Origin of the sequence: Streptomyces sp. NPDC050625 (assembly GCF_040654755.1) — a bacterium.
In the GTDB taxonomy this organism is placed as follows: Bacteria; Actinomycetota; Actinomycetes; order Streptomycetales; family Streptomycetaceae; genus Streptomyces.
On the sequence record NZ_JBFAIQ010000002.1, the window covers coordinates 506988 to 523453 of the forward strand.

The following is a 16466-nucleotide window of genomic DNA, read 5'->3' on the forward strand; positions in this document are numbered from 1 at the left end:
TCACGCCATCTCCTCGCCGAGCGGGTGCGGGTTGGGGACGATGCGCCGGGCGTTCGGCCTGCCCGGCGCCTTCAGGAAGAGAGCAAGAACCGCGGAGGCCAGACCGATGCAGCCGGCGAGGACGAACGCGCCGTGGTAGTCCCACTCACCGACGACGACCGCGCCCAGACCGGAGCCGACCAGGCCCGAGATCAGCTTCGAGCTGTACACCAGGCCGTAGTTGGCGGCGTTGTTGTTCTCGCCGAAGTAGTCCGCCGTCATGGCCGCGAACAGCGGGAAGATCGCGCCGCCGCCGAAGCCGGAGACCATGGAGCAGAACAGGAAGAACGGCATGCTGCCCATCTGGCCCGACACCAGCACCCCGAACTGGGCGGTGCCGAGCACGAGGCACACGATGATCAGCGTGTTGCGGCGCCCGTAGCGGTCGGAGATCCAGCCGATGACGCCCCGCCCGGTGCCGTTGACGATGGCCTTCAGGGACATCGCCGTGGCCACGATCCCGCCCGCGAACCCCATGTCCTTGCCGAACGGCACCTGGAAGGCGATGCCGAAGATATTGATGCCGGCCGTGCACAGCAGACAGAACCACATCATCCACAGGACGGGCGTACGGGCCGCCTCCCTCGGGGTGTACTGCCTGACCGCCGGCGGGTTCTTCGCCAGCGCCCGCCGGATCCTCGGGTCGTCGGCCGCCTTCAGCGGGTCGATGTGCGCGGGCCACCAGTTCTTCGGCGGGTCCCGGAAGAACCAGCCCGCCGCGGCCACCACCAGGCACAGCCCGACGCCCACCGCGCTGAGCACCACCCGGTAGTTGCTCAGGTCGAGCACGGAGGTGAACAGGAAGACGAACGGCACGGACCCGTACGCGAAACCGCCGTTGACGAAGCCCGTCTTGCCGCCCTTGCGCTCCGGATACCACTTGCCGACCATGTTCACGCACGTCGCGTAGACGAGTCCGGCGCCGATGCCGCTGCACACACCGAAGCCGAGATAGGCGACGAGCACGTTCGGTGCGAAGGCCAGCGCCAGATAACCCAGCAGCGTGCCGAGCGCTCCGATCAGCATGGCCGTACGGGCGGGGAGCCGTCCGCTCTCCCGCAGCTGCCCGGCCGGGAAGGCCACGGCCGCCTGGAAGAACACCCAGACGCCCATCAGCCAGAAGATGTGTCCGCTGCTCCACAGATGCGCTTCGTGGAGTGTGTCCTCCGCCGAGGTGAACGCGTACTCGGCGGAGCTGATGCCCATCATGCCCACCCAGGGCAGGACCACCATCCAGCTGCGCCTACGGCCCATGAGGTCGACATCGCTCTCGCCGATCCGGTACACGCGGCCGCCTCGGTCCGTCACCTCCCTGTACGGGACGGACCTTGAAAAGTCGGTTGTTGTCATGACTGTTCTGCACCCCTTGCGTCGAAAGTTCTGGCCAGCGCCCCCTGTCCAATGCCTTTCGTGCGCGCACGGGTCCCGGGGCCGGCCGACGCGCACCGTCGGCCGGCCCCGCACTCACTCACCTCATGAACCGCCCCCCAACAGTCCCGCCGCCCGCGCCCAGCGGTACTTGGCGCCGAGCACGGCCACCGGCTTCTCGGTGGTGTACGGGTACGCCACCACCCCCCGCTCGTAGAGGTACTGGCACGCCTCCTCGACCTCGACGTCACCCGCGAGCGACGCCACCACGGGCTTCTCGATGCCGCGCTCCCGGAACTCCGCCACCACACGGGCGGTGAGCTCGGCGAAGACCATGGGAGGAGTGACGATGGTGTGCCAGTAGCCGAGGACCAGCGCGTGGATACGCGGGTCCGCCAGGCCCAGCCGGATCGTCGCCTCGTAGGTCGACGGGGGCTCGCCGCCGGTGATGTCGACCGGGTTGCCCGCGGCACCGAAGGGCGGGATGAACCGGCGGAAGGACTCGTCCAGGTCCGGTGGGATCTCCATCAGGGACAGGCCGTTGTCGGTCACCGCGTCGGACAGCAGCACACCGCTGCCCCCGGCGCCGGTGATGATCACGACGTTGTCACCCTTCGGGGCCGGGAGCACCGGCAACGCGCGCGCGTACTCCAGCATGTCGTTCAGCCCCGGGGCCCGGATGACGCCCGCCTGCCGGAGGATGTCGTCGTACACGGCGTCGTCGCCGGCCAGGGCGCCGGTGTGGGAGCCCGCGGCCTTCGCGCCGGCCGCGGTGCGGCCCGCCTTCAGCACCACAACGGGCTTCCTGGGCACGGTCCTTCGTGCCGCCTCCACGAAGGCCCGCCCGTCCTTGAGGTCCTCCAGGTGCATCGCGATGCACTCGGTGTGCGGGTCCTCCCCGAACCAGGTCAGCAGGTCGTCCTCGTCCAGGTCCGACTTGTTGCCGAGGCCGACGATCGCCGACACGCCCGTCTTCGTGGTGCGGGCGAAGCCCAGGATCGCCATCCCGATGCCGCCGGACTGCGAGGTCAGCGCCACACCGCCCTTGACGTCGTACGGCGTGCAGAACGTGGCGCACAGGTCCTGCCAGGTGGAGTAGTAGCCGTAGATGTTCGGACCGAGCAGGCGCACGCCGTGCCGCTCGGCGATCGCCACGATCTCGTCCTGCAGTTGATGCTCGCCGGTCTCGGCGAACCCGGAGGGGATGAGCACGGCGTTGGGGATCTTCTTGCGCCCCACCTCCTCCAGCGCCGCGGCCACGAACCTGGCGGGTATCGCGAAGACCGCCACATCCACCTCACCGGGAACGTCCGTGACACTCTTGTACGCCTTGCGGCCAAGAATGTCATCGGCCTTGGGGTTCACCGGGTGGATCTCCCCGGCGAAGCCGCCGTCCACGAGGTTGCGCATCACCGAGTTGCCGATCTTGCCCTGCTCGTTCGAGGCGCCGATGACGGCGACGGAGGCGGGCTGCATCAGCCGCCGCATCGAGGTGAGGATCTCCTCGCGGGTGTACTTCCTGCGGGGCGGCGGCTGCCTCTCGGCGAGGATCACCCGGATGTCGGCCGCGACCGCGCCCTGCTCGGTGGCGATCACCGGATTGAGGTCCACCTCGGCGATCTCCGGGAAGTCGGCGACCAGTTGGGACACCCGCCTGATCTGCTCGGCGACCGCCCACCGGTCCACGCCCGGCGCACCGCGCACCCCGCGCAGCACCTCCGCCGCCCCGATGGAGTCCAGCATGGACAGCGCCTCGTCGCCGTCGACGGGCGCGAGCCGGAAGGTGACGTCCTTCAGCACCTCGACCAGCACCCCGCCGAGGCCGAAGGCCACGACTTTCCCGAACGTCGGGTCGGTCACCGCGCCGACGATGACCTCCTGGCCCCGCGGCAGCAACTCCTGCACCTGGACGCCCTCGATACGGGCCTCGGGGTCGTACGCGCGCGCGTTCTCGACGATCCGGTGGAAGGCCGCCCGTACGTCCGCCGCGCCCTCGACACCGACCATCACCCCTCCGGCGTCGGTCTTGTGCAGGATGTCCGGGGAGACGATCTTCATCACCACGGGCCCGCCGAACCGTGCCGCGTACGCCACCGCCTCGTCGACGTCCGTCGCCAGTTCCTCGCCGGGTACGGCGATCCCGTACGCGTCGGCGATCACCTTGCCCTCGGGCGCGGTCAGCGCGGTACGTCCCCGGGCGCGCACGGAGTCGAGGAGCGACCGCACCCTTTGCACCCGGTCTTCGGCCATCACGTCAGATCACTCCGTTCGACTTGAGCAGGCGCAGTTCCTCGTCGCCGAGGCCGAGCTCGCCGACGTAGACCTCTTCGTTGTGCTCGCCGAGCAGCGGGGAACCGGTCACCTCGACGGGGGAGTCGGAGAGCTTGAGCGGGCTGCCGACGGTCACGAACTCGCCGCGCTCGGGATGCGGTACGCGGACGACCATCTCGTTGGCGATGAGCGACTCGTCCTCGATGATCTCCTTGGTGGACAGGATCGGCCCGCAGGGGATGTTGTGGGCGTTGAGCCTGTCCAGCACCTCCCACTTGGGCAGCGTCGAGGACCATTCCTCGATCAGCTGGAACATCTTGTTCAGCCGGGGCAGCCGGGCCTGCGGTGTCGCCCATTCGGGGTCGTCGGCCAGCTCGGGCCGGCCGATCAGCTCGGTGATCGGCCGCCAGCCGACGGGCTGCACGATGACGTAGACGTAGTCGTTCGGGCCGCCCGGCGCGCACTTGACCGCCCAGCCGGGCTGGCCGCCGCCGGACGCGTTTCCGGAGCGGGGAACCTCCGCGCCGAAGTCGTCGTTGGGATATTCAGCGAGCGGCCCGTGTGCCAGGCGCTGCTGGTCCCGCAGCTTCACCCGGCACAGGTTGAGTACAGCGTGCTGCATGGCCACGTTGACCCGCTGCCCACGCCCGGTTTTCTCGCGCTGGAACAAGGCCGCGAGAATCCCCGCCACGGCGTGCACACCCGTCCCCGAGTCCCCGATCTGGGCCCCCGTCGCCAGCGGCGGTCCGTCCTCGAAGCCGGTGGTCGACATCGACCCGCCCATGGCCTGCGCGACGACCTCGTACGCCTTGAAAGCGGTGTACGGGCCGTCCCCGAACCCCTTGATGGAGGCATAGACGATCTGCGGATTGATCTCCTTGATGCGGTCCCAGGTGAACCCCATCCGGTCGATCGCGCCCGGTCCGAAGTTCTCGACCATGACGTCCGAGCGCCGGATCAGCTCGGTGAGGATCTCCTTGCCGCGCTCGGTCTTGGTGTTGAGGGTGATGCTGCGCTTGTTGCAGTTGAGCATCGTGAAGTAGAGGGAGTCGACTTCAGGGAGGTCGCGCAACTGCTTCCGTGTGATGTCACCGGTCGGCGCCTCCAGCTTGACGACGTCGGCGCCGAGCCAGGCGAGCAGCTGGGTCGCGGAGGGGCCGGACTGGACATGGGTCATGTCGAGGACGCGAATGCCCTCAAGTGCCCTGGCGGTCATGGGCGTTCACCTCACTTGTACATGGTCTGGTTCATGGTTCCGGGGGCGTACGCGTCCGGGTCGACCCAGACGTTGATCAGCGAGGGCTTTCCCGACTCGCGGGCGCGCCGCAGCGCGGGGCCGATGTCGGCGGGGTCGCGGACCTCCTCGCCGTAGCCGCCCAGCATCTGCGCGAACTTGTCGTAGTGGACGTCGCCGAGGGTGTTGCCGACCCGCTCGCGCTCGGTGCCGTACTTGGCGGCCTGGCCGTAGCGGATCTGGTTCATGGAGGAGTTGTTGCCGACGATGCCGACGAAGGGGAGGTCGTAGCGGACGAGGGTCTCGAAGTCCCAGCCGGTGAGGGAGAACGCGCCGTCGCCGAAGAGGGCCACCACTTCCTTGTCGGGCCGCGCCTGCTTGGCCGCGAGCACGAAGGGCACGCCGACGCCGAGGGTGCCCAGCGGGCCCGGGTCCATCCAGTGGCCGGGCGACTTGGGCTGGACGACCTGCCCGGAGAAGGTGACGATGTCGCCGCCGTCGCCGATGTAGATCGAGTCCTCGGTGAGGAAGTCGTTGATCTCGCTGACGAGACGGTACGGATGGATGGGGGAGGCGTCCGACTTCAGGCTCGGCAGCCGCTTCTCGATCGCGGTCTGCTCGGCGGCGCGCAGTTCGTCGAGCCACTCCTTGCGTTTCGACGCGCCGCCGTTGCCGTGTCCGTGGAAAGCGTGCCCGGAGGCGGCTTCGGTCACCGACTTCAGCACCAGGCCGGCGTCGCCCACGATCCCGAGGTCGATGTCCCGGTTCTTGCCGACGGTCCGGTAGTCGAGGTCGATCTGCACGACGGTCGCCTCGGGGGAGAGCCGTTTGCCGTAGCCCATGCGGAAGTCGAAGGGCGTGCCGACGATGACGATGACGTCGGCGTGGGAGAAGGCGTAGCGGCGGGAGAGCTGGAAGTGGTGGGGGTCGCCGGGCGGCAGGGTGCCGCGTCCCGCGCCGTTCATGTACACCGGGACGTTGAGGGTGCGTACGAGGTCGATGGCCGCTGCCGTGCCCCGGGTCGTCCAGACCTGGCTGCCCAGCAGGATCGCGGGCTTCTCGGCGTGGACGAGGAGGTCGGCGAGCCTCTCGATCGCCTCGGGGTCGCCGGCCGAGCGGGTGGAGGCGCGGTAGGCGCCGGGCCTCGGCACCCGCGCGTTCGCCGTCGGCACCTTGGCGTCGAGGACGTCGCGCGGTATCTCCAGGAAGGAGGGGCCGGGCGCGCCGTGGTAGCACTCGCGGAACGCCATCGACACCATGTCGGCCGCGCGCGCCGTGTCCGGCACGGTGGCCGCGAACTTGGTGATCGGCGTCATCATGTCGACGTGCGGCAGGTCCTGGAGGGACCCCATCTTGTGCTGGGTCAGGGCTCCTTGGCCGCCGATGAGGAGCATCGGCGACTCCGCGCGGAAGGCGTTGGCGACACCGGTGACGGCGTCGGTGGTCCCCGGGCCGGCGGTGACGACCGCGCAGCCGGGTTTGCCGGTGATGCGGGCGTAGCCGTCGGCGGCGTGGGCGGCGACCTGCTCGTGGCGTACGTCGACGACCTCGATGCCCTCGTCGACGCAGCCGTCGTAGATGTCGATGATGTGGCCGCCGCACAGCGTGTAGATGCGGTCGACCCCCTCGGCCTTCAGCGCCTTGGCAACGAGATGACCACCGGAAATCACGTCCTGGGTGTCGTCGGGCATGGCGAAGTCCTGTCCCTTCGTAGGGGTTGGAACGCTCTCTTGGTACATTGCATACAGTCGACGAATACTGTATGAAGCTTGTTATCCCGCATCCGGTGGGTGGTGTCCAGGGGGCGTGCGACACTTTCAAGACAGGAGCCGGATTTGGACCTGTACGAACACCAGGCAAGGGAACTCCTCGAAGAACACGGCATCCTGGTGCCGCGTGCCCAGGTCACGGACTCGCCCAAGGAGGCCCGTGAGATCGCCCGCAGGCTCGGCGGCCAGGCCGTCGTCAAGGCGCAGGTGAAGACCGGCGGCCGGGGCAGGGCGGGCGGAGTGAAACTCGCCGCCGACCCGGCAGCGGCCGAGCTGACGGCGCGCCGGATGCTCGGCACGGACATCAAGGGACACCCGGTCCGCAAGGTGATGCTGGCCCAACCCGTCGACATCGAGACCGAGTTCTACGTCTCCTACGTGCTCGACCGCACCGCCGGCCGTTTCCTCGCCATCGCCTCCGCGCAGGGCGGCATGGAGATAGAGGAGGTGGCGGCGAGCAGGCCCGAGGCCGTGGCCCGGGTCCCCGTCGACCCGGCCCGGGGAGTCACCTCGGCCAAGGCGACCGAGATCGCCGAGGCGGCAGGGCTCCCGCCGCAGGCCGTCGACGTCCTCGTACGGCTGTGGCAGGTGCTGGTCCGCGAGGACGCCCTGCTGGTCGAGGTCAACCCCCTCGTCCGCACCCGCCAGGGCCAGCTACTCGCCCTCGACGGCAAGGTCACCCTCGACGACAACGCCCGCTTCCGACAAGCCCGTTGGGGTGCCGAAGACACGGATCACCATGACCCACTGGAGGCCGTGGCCGCCGCCCGCGGTCTCAACTACGTCAAGCTCGACGGCGAGGTCGGCATCATCGGCAACGGCGCCGGGCTGGTCATGTCGACCCTCGACGTGGTCGCCGGCCGCGGCGCCCGCCCGGCCAATTTCCTGGACATCGGCGGCGGCGCGTCCGCGCAGATCATGGCCGACGGGCTGGCGTTGATCCTCTCCGACCCGGCTGTGAAGTCGGTCCTCGTCAATGTCTTCGGCGGGATCACCGCCTGCGACGCGGTCGCCGAGGGCATCGTCCGGGCCCTGGACACCGTACGGCTGACCAAGCCGCTGGTCGTACGCCTCGACGGCAACAACGCGGCGGCGGGCCGCGCGATCCTCGACGTCCGGGCGCACCCGCTGGTCCAGCAGGCCACCACGATGGACGACGCCGCCCGCCAGGCCGCCCGACTCGCCCACACAGCCTGAGGAGCCGGCACATGGCGATCTACCTCACCAAGGAGAGCAAGGTCCTCGTCCAGGGCATGACCGGCGGCGAGGGCACGAAGCACACCCGCCGGATGCTCGCGGCCGGAACGGACGTCGTCGGCGGCGTCAACCCGCGCAAGGCCGGCCGCACCGTCGACTTCGACGACCGTGCCGTCCCGGTCTTCGGGTCGGTCCGCGAGGGCATCGAGGCGACCGGCGCGGACGTCACCGTCGTCTTCGTCCCGCCCGCCTTCGCCAAGGCGGCCGTGACCGAGGCCGCCGACGCCGGCATCGGCCTCGCCGTCGTCATCACGGAGGGCATCCCCGTCCATGACTCCGTCGCCTTCACCACGTACGCACGGTCGAAGGGCACCCGGATCATCGGCCCCAACTGCCCCGGTCTGATCACCCCCGGCCAGTCCAACGCGGGCATCATCCCCGCCGACATCACCAAGCCCGGCCGGATCGGCCTGGTGTCCAAGTCGGGCACGCTGACCTACCAACTCATGTACGAACTGCGTGACATCGGCTTCTCCACGTGTGTCGGAATCGGCGGTGACCCCGTCGTCGGCACCACCCACATCGACTGCCTGACCGCCTTCCAGGACGACCCCGACACCGAGCTGATCGTCCTCATCGGGGAGATCGGCGGAGACGCGGAGGAACGCGCGGCGGCGTACGTCCGCGAGCACGTGACCAAGCCCGTCGTCGGCTACATCGCCGGGTTCACCGCGCCCGAGGGCAGGACGATGGGGCACGCGGGCGCGATCGTGTCGGGTTCGAAGGGCACGGCGGCTGCGAAGAAGCAGTCACTGGAGGCGGCCGGGGTACGGGTGGGCGGGACACCCACGGAAACGGCACGACTGGTACTGGAGATCCTGGAAACCCGGAGAGACAGCACCCGGGACTGACTCGGGACCACGGCAGGGCCGCCCGCCCGCTATGAGCCCGGTCGGCAGTGCAGCCGCGACGAGCCCGGCCACCAAGTGACCGGTCGCCATGTTCCCGGCCACCAAGTGACCGGTCGCCATGTTCCCGGCCACCAAGTGACCGGTCGCCATGTTCCCGACCACCGAGCGACCGGTCACGATGTTCCCCTACGGCCAAGAGCGCGTCCCGGACGCGGCCTCCCGCCCCCGCCGGAGTCCGTGTCCCCCCGCGCGAGCCCGTGTCTCCCCGCCCGAGTCCGCGTCGAAGCGGGCTCAGGCGTCGGGGACGACCCTTGCCACACCCCGCCCTGCCACACCCCGCCCCGATCGCCGCCCCGAGAGCGGAGCAGACGAATGGCACCCACGCTCACCACCACCCGCCCCACCCTCACGCTGAAGCCCGGTACCTCCTGGAGCGACGCCTGGCGGCGCTGCCTTGCCGTCGCCCCCGAGGCCTTCCGGGACGACCGCGTCCTCAACCTCTACGGTGCCGCCTGGCAGCCGGACGGCCGGGCGTTGCCCGCGACCACCCCGGTCGACGGCAGCCCGATCGCGGGCGCGCCCCGGCTGGACCGGACCACCGCCCAGCAGGCCGTACGGGCCTCGCTCGACCAGCACCGCGCCTGGCGGCATGTCCCGCTGGAGGAGCGCCGGGCCCGGGTCGCGGCCGCCCTCGACGCGCTGACCGAGCACCGCGAACTGCTCGCGCTGCTGCTCGTCTGGGAGATCGGCAAGCCCTGGCGGCTCGCCCAGGCCGACGTCGACCGGGCGATCGACGGCGTGCGCTGGTACGTCGACGGTATCGAGCCGATGGTCGCCGGCCGGGCCCCGCTGGACGGGCCGGTGTCCAACATCGCGAGCTGGAACTACCCGATGAGCGTGCTCGCGCACGCCATGCTGGTGCAGGCGCTCGCGGGCAACGCGGTCATCGCCAAGACGCCGACCGACGGCGGCGTCGCCTGCCTCACCCTGGCCTCGGCGCTGATCGCCCGCGAGGGCATCCCGGTCACCCTCGTCAGCGGCAGCGGCGGCGAGCTCTCGGAGGCGCTGGTCCGCGCGCCCGAGATCGGCTGCGTCTCCTTCGTCGGCGGCCGCGACACCGGCGCCGCGGTGGCCACAGCCGTCGCCGACCTCGGCAAGCGGCACGTCCTTGAACAGGAAGGACTCAACACCTGGGGCATCTGGAACTTCTCCGACTGGGACGCCCTCACAGCCGTCATCCCCAAGCTCTTCGACTACGGCAAGCAGCGCTGCACGGCATACCCGCGCTTCGTGGTCCAGCGCACCCTGTTCGACGAGTTCCTGGCGGCCTACCTCCCCGCGGTCCGCAGGATCAAGGTCGGCCACCCGCTGGCCGTCGGGCACCCCGACGACCTTCCGCCCGAGCTGGACTTCGGGCCGGTGATCAACGCGGCCAAGGCCACGGAGCTGCGGGCCCAGGTCGCCGAGGCCATCGACCGCGGCGCCGTCCCGCTGCACCGCGGCAGCCTGTCCGACGCCCGCTTCCTGCCCGGCCAGGACACCTCGGCGTACGTCCAGCCGGTCACCCTCCTGAGCCCGCCCCCCTCCTCCCCGCTGCACCACGCGGAGCCGTTCGGCCCGGTCGACACCATCGTCCTGGTCGACACGGAGGCGGAGCTGCTCGCCGCCATGAACGCGTCCAACGGCGCGCTGGTCGCCACCCTCTCCACCGATGACCGTGCCGCCTACGACCGGCTGGCCCCGCAGATCCGCGCGTTCAAGGTCGGCCACGGCAAGCCCCGCTCCCGCGGCGACCGCGACGAACTGTTCGGCGGCTTCGGCGCCTCCTGGCGCGGCGCCTTCGTCGGCGGCGAGCTCCTGGTACGCGCGGTGACCCAGGGCCCGGCGGGAGAGCGGCTGCCCGGAAACTTCCCGGACTACCAGCTCATGCCGTGACCCCTGATCCGGTGGCGCCGGTCACGGCCGGCCGCCACCGGGTCGTCGTACGGATACGCAGGTGAAACGCACTCCGAAAGCTTGGTATTGTTGTCCGTGTCGCCGAGGGGAACACCCCCGGCAAGGCGACAGACACCTGGTCCGGGTGGCGGAATGGCAGACGCGCTAGCTTGAGGTGCTAGTGCCCTTTATCGGGCGTGGGGGTTCAAGTCCCCCCTCGGACACCGCTTATAGCGATACGGAAGCGAGGGCCTCGACCTAACGGTCGCGGTCCTCGTTGCGTTGTCGTATGTGATCGTGATGCCCAGGGCTTCGTAGAGGGGCTCCTTCTTCTCGGCTTCGGCGGTCTGGATGCGTTGTGCGATGTCTCCGAGTCTCTCAGTAATCCCCGGATCTGGTCGGGGGTGAGCGGTGGTTCCTTCTTCCGGGTGACGGCGGGCAGTGCGTCGAGCTTCTTCTGTGCCGCTTCCTTGTCGCGTTGGGCGTCGTTGATCCACTGGGTGACGACGGCTGGGTCGGCTCCGGTGTCGAGGGCGGCCTGGTAGCGGGCGAGGCGCCGCTCGCATTCCTTGATCGCCTGGCGGGCTTGGGCCTGCTCGGGTGTCTGGGGCTGCGCGGCGCTTGCTGCGACGCTCGCGTGGCTGAGCGCGGTGAGGGTGGCGGTGAGCCGGTCCGGGGCGAAGGCGCGGGCGATCCATGTATCCAGTGCCCGGCAGATGATGTCTTCGCGCAGGTTGATGGTGCGCGGGTGGTCGAGCCCGGGGTAGAGGGCTGCTTCCTGTTCCTTGTACTCGCACCGGTAGTAGACGCGGTCGCGGATCGGGGAGGGCTGCATCTTGCGGCCGCACAGCGTGCACCTCACCCGTCCTCGCAGGACGTAGGGCCGCCGGTCGCTGCGTCGTGTGGGGCGTTCCTGCCGCTGGTAGGCGCGGGCGCGTTGCCTGCGGGCTCGTTGGGCGGCCTCGAAGAGCTCCTTGGTGACGAGCGGCTCGTGTGCTGGTTCGTTGGACCAGATCCACTCCTCGCGGGGGTTGTGGGTCATGGTGGTGCGGTGGCCGAGGGTGACGTCGTCGATGTCGAGGAGGCGTTCTTCCTTGCGTTGTTTGTTCCAGACCTCGTGGCCGGTGTAGCGGGGGTTGTGGAGGATCGCCCTGACCGCACCGGCCTGCCATCCCTTCTTCGTCCGGTGGGGGTTGCGGGCGGCGTCGTGGGCGGAGGGACAGCGGATGCCGTCGTGGTTGAGTCGGAGGGCGATGGCTTCGTCGCTCATGCCGTCGACGTACTGGGTGAAGATGCGCAGGACGACGGGCGCGGTGGTGGGGTCGGGTTCGAGTTTGTGCAGGCGTTGTCCTGCGGCTGCCTTGGCGGGGTTGGGATGGGTTCCGGCGTCGGTGATCCGATAGCCGTAGGGCGGTCGGCCGCCGAGGTAGCGGCCCTGGAGTTGGGCCTGCGAGCCCATTGCGGTGCGCACCCGGATCTTGATGCGGTTGCGTTCGCCCTTGCTCATGCCGCCGAAGACGGACATGACGACGTCGTGTGCCTCGTTGTTCGGGTCGATCGGGCCGCCGACCTCCGGCACCCACAGCGGGATATGGAAGTGCACGAAGACGGGGAAGGTGTTGCCGAATTGGTTGCCGTAGAAGGTGCGCTGCGGCTCCCCGATCACGACCGCATCGAACCCCCGGTTCGGATCGCGGAGGGCTTGGAGGAGTTCGTTGGCGCGGGGGCGGCGCTGCCAGGGCAGAGAGCGGCTGTGGCCGATGTCAAAGTACTCGGTGACGATCTGGCCGCCGGCAGGTTCGATCAGGGCTCGGGCGCGGGTGAGCTGCCAGTTTCTGGAGGCCTCGGGATCTTGAAGATCCTCGGTGGAACAGCGTCCGGCGAAGGCGAAACGGATCACGTGCGGTCAGACCCCCGGGATGTACGGCGTGGAGCGCGTTGCGGGTGTTATATGGCGGTCTGTCGTACCTCGAACGGGCGAGAAGAGCCAGCCGTGCCCACCCCCGCCCGCTTAGGTGTCTTCGGGATCGAGGCCCTCCTGGCCCCGATCGACGATCATGGCGCGAAGGAGCTCCAGGAGGGCGGCTGCGACGGACTCCGTCACACTGGGTGGCTTGTCGGGGAGGGTCACGTGGACCCTCTGGGGGTTGGCCGTACTTGAGTATGGCTCGGCTGGGGGCTGAGGCATGCGCTGCTGGCGCCGGGACCAGGTGACTCGTCGGTGCTGACACATCCCGCATAGAGATGTTGCACGTCGGTTTTGCCGTCCTGCGCTGGTTAATGACCGTTTGAGGCAAGGCGGCTAATCCCGGCGTACAGCCGATTCGTCTGCTCTTACGGTCTTGGACCGGTGACTTACCCCGTTTTGCCGTTCTTGGTTGAGAGTAGATTCCGGGGCGACTACCGGCGGTGATGCTCCCGGGCAGTGCCAGGACCCGCTGTTCAAAGCAGGTCCTGCGAAATAGTCATCAGGCGGTCGGGTCCAGGGCCCGGAGCACTTCGAGCAAACCGCGAACCGGAGCGAACTCGCTGTCCGGGAGGGGGTCCGGGCTGAAGTGCATGAGCCTGTTCCGGAACTCCTTGCATTCGTTCAGCGAGTCGACGACGAGGCTTTGGTCGGCGTCCCAGTCCAGCGCTTCCCAGTGTTCTGCCGGTTCGAGCACGTGGGGGTACTCGCCCAGGGTGAGGTCGTCCGCGGCATGAACTCTCTTCCTGCGGTGCGGCAGGAGTTTCAGGTGGATCTGGTCGAGTATCAGGGTGCCGCGGTCCAAAGCCTGGTTGATCAGTCGTCGCAGACGCTGCTCCAGCTCTTCGAGTAGAACGAACGGCTGGACGCGAACGCCGAATTGGATGCTGAGGTCGGATGCGGTGACGATGCCGGTGATCTTGTGCTGGCTGTCGTGGACGAAGGCGTACCCGCGCTGCTGGATCTGAGGGACCCAGGGGAGGAGCTCCGTTTGGTCGAGCAGATTGAGAGGGTCGGGAGTGGAGATGTCGGCCAGCGTGAGAGGGCCGCCGGACATACGGGCGCGGCCAATGGACTCCCACGTGACCACTCCGCACAGCCTTCCGGATTCGTCCAGCACCGGCAGCTGAGAGTAGTCGTGGTAGACCATCGCGGTGATGGCCTTGCGCGGCGTGTCTCCCAGGGCAACGGACACCACGCCTCCGGTGGCCGAGGCGAGATGGTTGATGCGGTAGGTGAGCGGCGCCTGCTCGGCCTTTTCGTCGGGGACGTCTGCGTCAGTCAGCAAAGGCTGGTCGGGGCCGATCCGTTTGCCGACCGCCCCTGGCTGGCCATGGAGTATGTGGCCGGGCGTACCTTGCTGGCCTGTGTGGATCAGGGCGGTGTCCTGCCGCTGCCGCTGGTTGCCAGCCTCGGTGCCTTGCTGGCCGAGGGGCTGGAGGCAGTGCACGCGGCGGACCTGGTGCATCGGGACCTCAAGCCCCAGAACGTCATGATGGGCAAGGACGGCCCCGTGATCATCGACTTCGGGCTCGGTGCCTTCATGGACGCCGCGCAGGAGTCCCTGTCGCACAGCGGCATGATCATCGGCACGGTGCGGTGCATGCCGCCGGAGCAAGCGAGCGGGCATCCGAAGGTGACACCGGCAGCGGATGTGTATGCACTGGGCACGGTGCTGCTTTATGCGGCGGCCCGCCACTACCCCTATGACGGCGTGGCGTGGGAGGCGGTCGCCATGCAGGTCGCGAATCCCGCCATCGGCCCGGATCTGAGCGGGGTACCGGAGGGGCTGCGGCCGCTCGTCGCGTCGATGCTCGCACACGAACCCGACGACCGGCCGAAGCTCGACGCCGTCGCGCGGACATGCACGGAGCTGCTGAAGGAAGCCGGGTTGAGTCCGGCGGACGCTCGGCTGGCGCTGATCGCGAGGACCATCGAGGGCGGTTCGCAGGACGAGGCGGAGGGGCCACTGTCACCGTCATTCGAGAAGTTGCTCGAGGACCAGGCCAGGCTGGAAGAGGCCGGTGGCGTCGACTCGCCGCTCGACGGGCGCCGCGCAGGCGACGTGGTGCAGGCGGACGAGAGGGACGGCGAGGCAGATCACGAGGAGGGCCCGGCCCACGTGCCAGGCGAGCCTGCCGTACGGCAGGAGACAGGGCCGAAGCCTCGGCCCACCCGTGGGCGGCCGCCTGCGTCGAAGCGAGTTGCCGAGGAGCTGCGCGCTCAGTATGCGGTCGATGCCGCCCTGTGACCGACGGTGTCAGTGGCTGGTGAGAAACTTGTGGACGGCGATTCCGGGACGGGTTTGAGCACGCCCCGCGTGCGGTGAGCCGTGGGTAAGGAGTGGAGCGGACGTTGGGCGTCGGGACAGAAACCGTGGCCGGTCGGAGCGATGTAGCGCAGGGTGCCCGCGAGGCCGAGGCCGCGTCACCGCAGCACCAGCGGCCGTCGACGGGCGGTTACGCCCCGGGGGCGCAGGTTCTGATTCGTGAGGACCTGTGGCTCGTGCGGAAGTGTGAGTGGACCCGTGACGGCTGGATGGTGGAGGTCACGGGCATCTCGCCGTTCGTCCGCGGCATGGACGCGGTCTTCTACGACCGGCTGGACGTCGTGCAGATGCTGGACCCGCGCGAGACGGAACTGGTGGCGGACGACTCGCCCAACCAACGACGGTCCCGGCTCTTCCTCGAGGCGATCGTGCGGAAGACGTTTCTGCCGCAAACCGAGCATGGGCTCGCGCTGGCGGACGGCTTCCTCATGGACCAGCAGGTCCACCAGCTGCGGCCGGCCGAGCTGGCACTGTCGATGAAAAACCCACAGCCGCGGATCCTGATCGCGGACGTCGTGGGCCTCGGCAAGACGTTGGAGATCGGGGTCCTGCTCGCGGAGCTGATCCGGCGTGGGCGGGGCGAGCGGATCCTGGTCGTGACGCCGCAGCACGTGCTGGAGCAGTTCCAACGGGAGCTGTGGACCCGGTTCGGGATTCCGCTGGTTCGGCTGGACTCGACCGGCATCCAGCGGGTGCAGCGGGACATCCCCGCGGGCCGTAATCCGTTCGCGTACTTCAAGCGCGTGATCATCTCCGTGGATACGCTGAAGAGCGACATGTACGCCCACCATCTGGAGCACACGGACTGGGACGCCGTCGTCATCGACGAGTCCCACAACCTCGTCAACCGCGGCACTAAGAACAACGCGCTGGCCCGGCTGCTGGCCCGCAGGACGGACGCACTGGTGCTGGCCTCGGCCACCCCGCACAACGGCGACGCCGTCTCCTTCGCCGAGCTGATCAGAATGCTCGACGAGGCGGCGATCGCCAATCCGTCCCAGTACGAGGTGGACGACCTCAAGCACCTCTATATCCGGCGTACGAAAACCTCGCCGGAGGTGCGGGAGTCGCTGAGGGACAACGCCTGGGCGGACCGCGGCCCCTCCCGGCCGATCCACGTACCGGCCACCGACAAGGAACTCGCGGTCTTCAGGGAGCTGGCCACGCGCTGGATCCCCGCCGATCCGACCGCGCCCTCGGCGAGCCGGCACCAGCTCGTCCCGTACCGGCTGCTGAAGTCGTTCCTGTCCTCGCACAAGGCCCTGCTGGCAACGATCAAGACCAGGATCGGCAACCTGGACAACCCGCCGCCGGACAAAGACCGACGTCGGCGCCAAGCGGCGCACCCGCCCGGAGGACCCGGCCGTCCGCGAGGCGGCGCGGAAGACTGAGCGGGCCGCCCTGGTCGACCTGCAGCAGCTGGCCGAGCAGATCGAGGACCAGGACT

Annotated in this window: 11 protein-coding genes and 1 tRNA gene; 6 read left to right on the plus strand and 6 right to left on the minus strand. The window is 69.1% G+C overall.

The annotated features are described in order from the left end of the window. From AB0I54_RS06475 to AB0I54_RS06490, 4 genes are all read right to left on the minus strand, one after another. Positions 1 to 1389 carry an OFA family MFS transporter gene (locus AB0I54_RS06475; RefSeq protein WP_363294764.1) on the minus strand — a complete coding sequence of 463 codons (1389 nt, stop codon included), beginning with the start codon at positions 1387 to 1389 and terminating at the stop codon, positions 1 to 3. 123 nt (positions 1390 to 1512) lie between these two features. Further along, a complete protein-coding gene (locus AB0I54_RS06480) occupies positions 1513 to 3657 on the minus strand; it encodes an acetate--CoA ligase family protein (RefSeq protein WP_363294987.1) in 2145 nt (714 codons plus the stop codon). Between the two features lie 4 nt (positions 3658 to 3661). Continuing rightward, positions 3662 to 4894: a formyl-CoA transferase gene (frc, locus tag AB0I54_RS06485; protein WP_363294765.1), complete on the minus strand. Its 1233-nt coding sequence runs from the start codon at positions 4892 to 4894 to the stop codon at positions 3662 to 3664. An 11-nt stretch (positions 4895 to 4905) separates the two neighbouring features. Next, positions 4906 to 6603 carry a thiamine pyrophosphate-binding protein gene (locus tag AB0I54_RS06490; protein ID WP_363294766.1) on the minus strand — a complete coding sequence of 566 codons (1698 nt, stop codon included), beginning with the start codon at positions 6601 to 6603 and terminating at the stop codon, positions 4906 to 4908. Positions 6604 to 6747: 144 nt separating this feature from the next. Here AB0I54_RS06490 and sucC point away from each other — a divergent pair, with 144 nt between their 5' ends. From sucC to AB0I54_RS06510, 4 genes are all read left to right on the plus strand, one after another. Beyond that, entirely contained in the window at positions 6748 to 7878 is a 1131-nt protein-coding gene (gene sucC / locus AB0I54_RS06495) for an ADP-forming succinate--CoA ligase subunit beta (protein WP_363294767.1), read from the plus strand. Between the two features lie 11 nt (positions 7879 to 7889). Further along, positions 7890 to 8789: a succinate--CoA ligase subunit alpha gene (gene sucD / locus AB0I54_RS06500; RefSeq protein ID WP_363294768.1), complete on the plus strand. Its 900-nt coding sequence runs from the start codon at positions 7890 to 7892 to the stop codon at positions 8787 to 8789. A gap of 372 nt (positions 8790 to 9161) precedes the next feature. Continuing rightward, a complete protein-coding gene (locus tag AB0I54_RS06505; protein ID WP_363294769.1) occupies positions 9162 to 10724 on the plus strand; it encodes an aldehyde dehydrogenase family protein in 1563 nt (520 codons plus the stop codon). Between the two features lie 139 nt (positions 10725 to 10863). Continuing rightward, positions 10864 to 10948, plus strand: a tRNA-Leu gene (locus tag AB0I54_RS06510). On the opposite strand, the gene AB0I54_RS06515 is transcribed toward AB0I54_RS06510, so the two are convergent. Next, positions 10930 to 12624: a recombinase family protein gene (locus AB0I54_RS06515; RefSeq protein ID WP_363294770.1), complete on the minus strand. Its 1695-nt coding sequence runs from the start codon at positions 12622 to 12624 to the stop codon at positions 10930 to 10932. The two genes, AB0I54_RS06510 and AB0I54_RS06515, sit on opposite strands and share 19 nt — an antisense overlap. 568 nt (positions 12625 to 13192) lie before the next feature. Next, positions 13193 to 13888, minus strand: a complete 696-nt coding sequence (locus AB0I54_RS06520; protein ID WP_363294771.1) for a CBS domain-containing protein — start codon at positions 13886 to 13888, stop codon at positions 13193 to 13195. Positions 13889 to 13909: 21 nt separating this feature from the next. On the opposite strand from AB0I54_RS06520, the gene AB0I54_RS06525 reads away from it, so the two are divergent. Further along, complete coding sequence (locus tag AB0I54_RS06525) at positions 13910 to 14941, plus strand: serine/threonine-protein kinase (protein ID WP_363294772.1); 1032 nt, start codon at positions 13910 to 13912, stop codon at positions 14939 to 14941. Between the two features lie 254 nt (positions 14942 to 15195). After that, positions 15196 to 16410, plus strand: coding sequence for a DEAD/DEAH box helicase (locus tag AB0I54_RS06530; RefSeq protein ID WP_363294773.1), 1215 nt, complete (start codon positions 15196 to 15198; stop codon positions 16408 to 16410). Positions 16411 to 16466 lie beyond the last annotated feature (56 nt).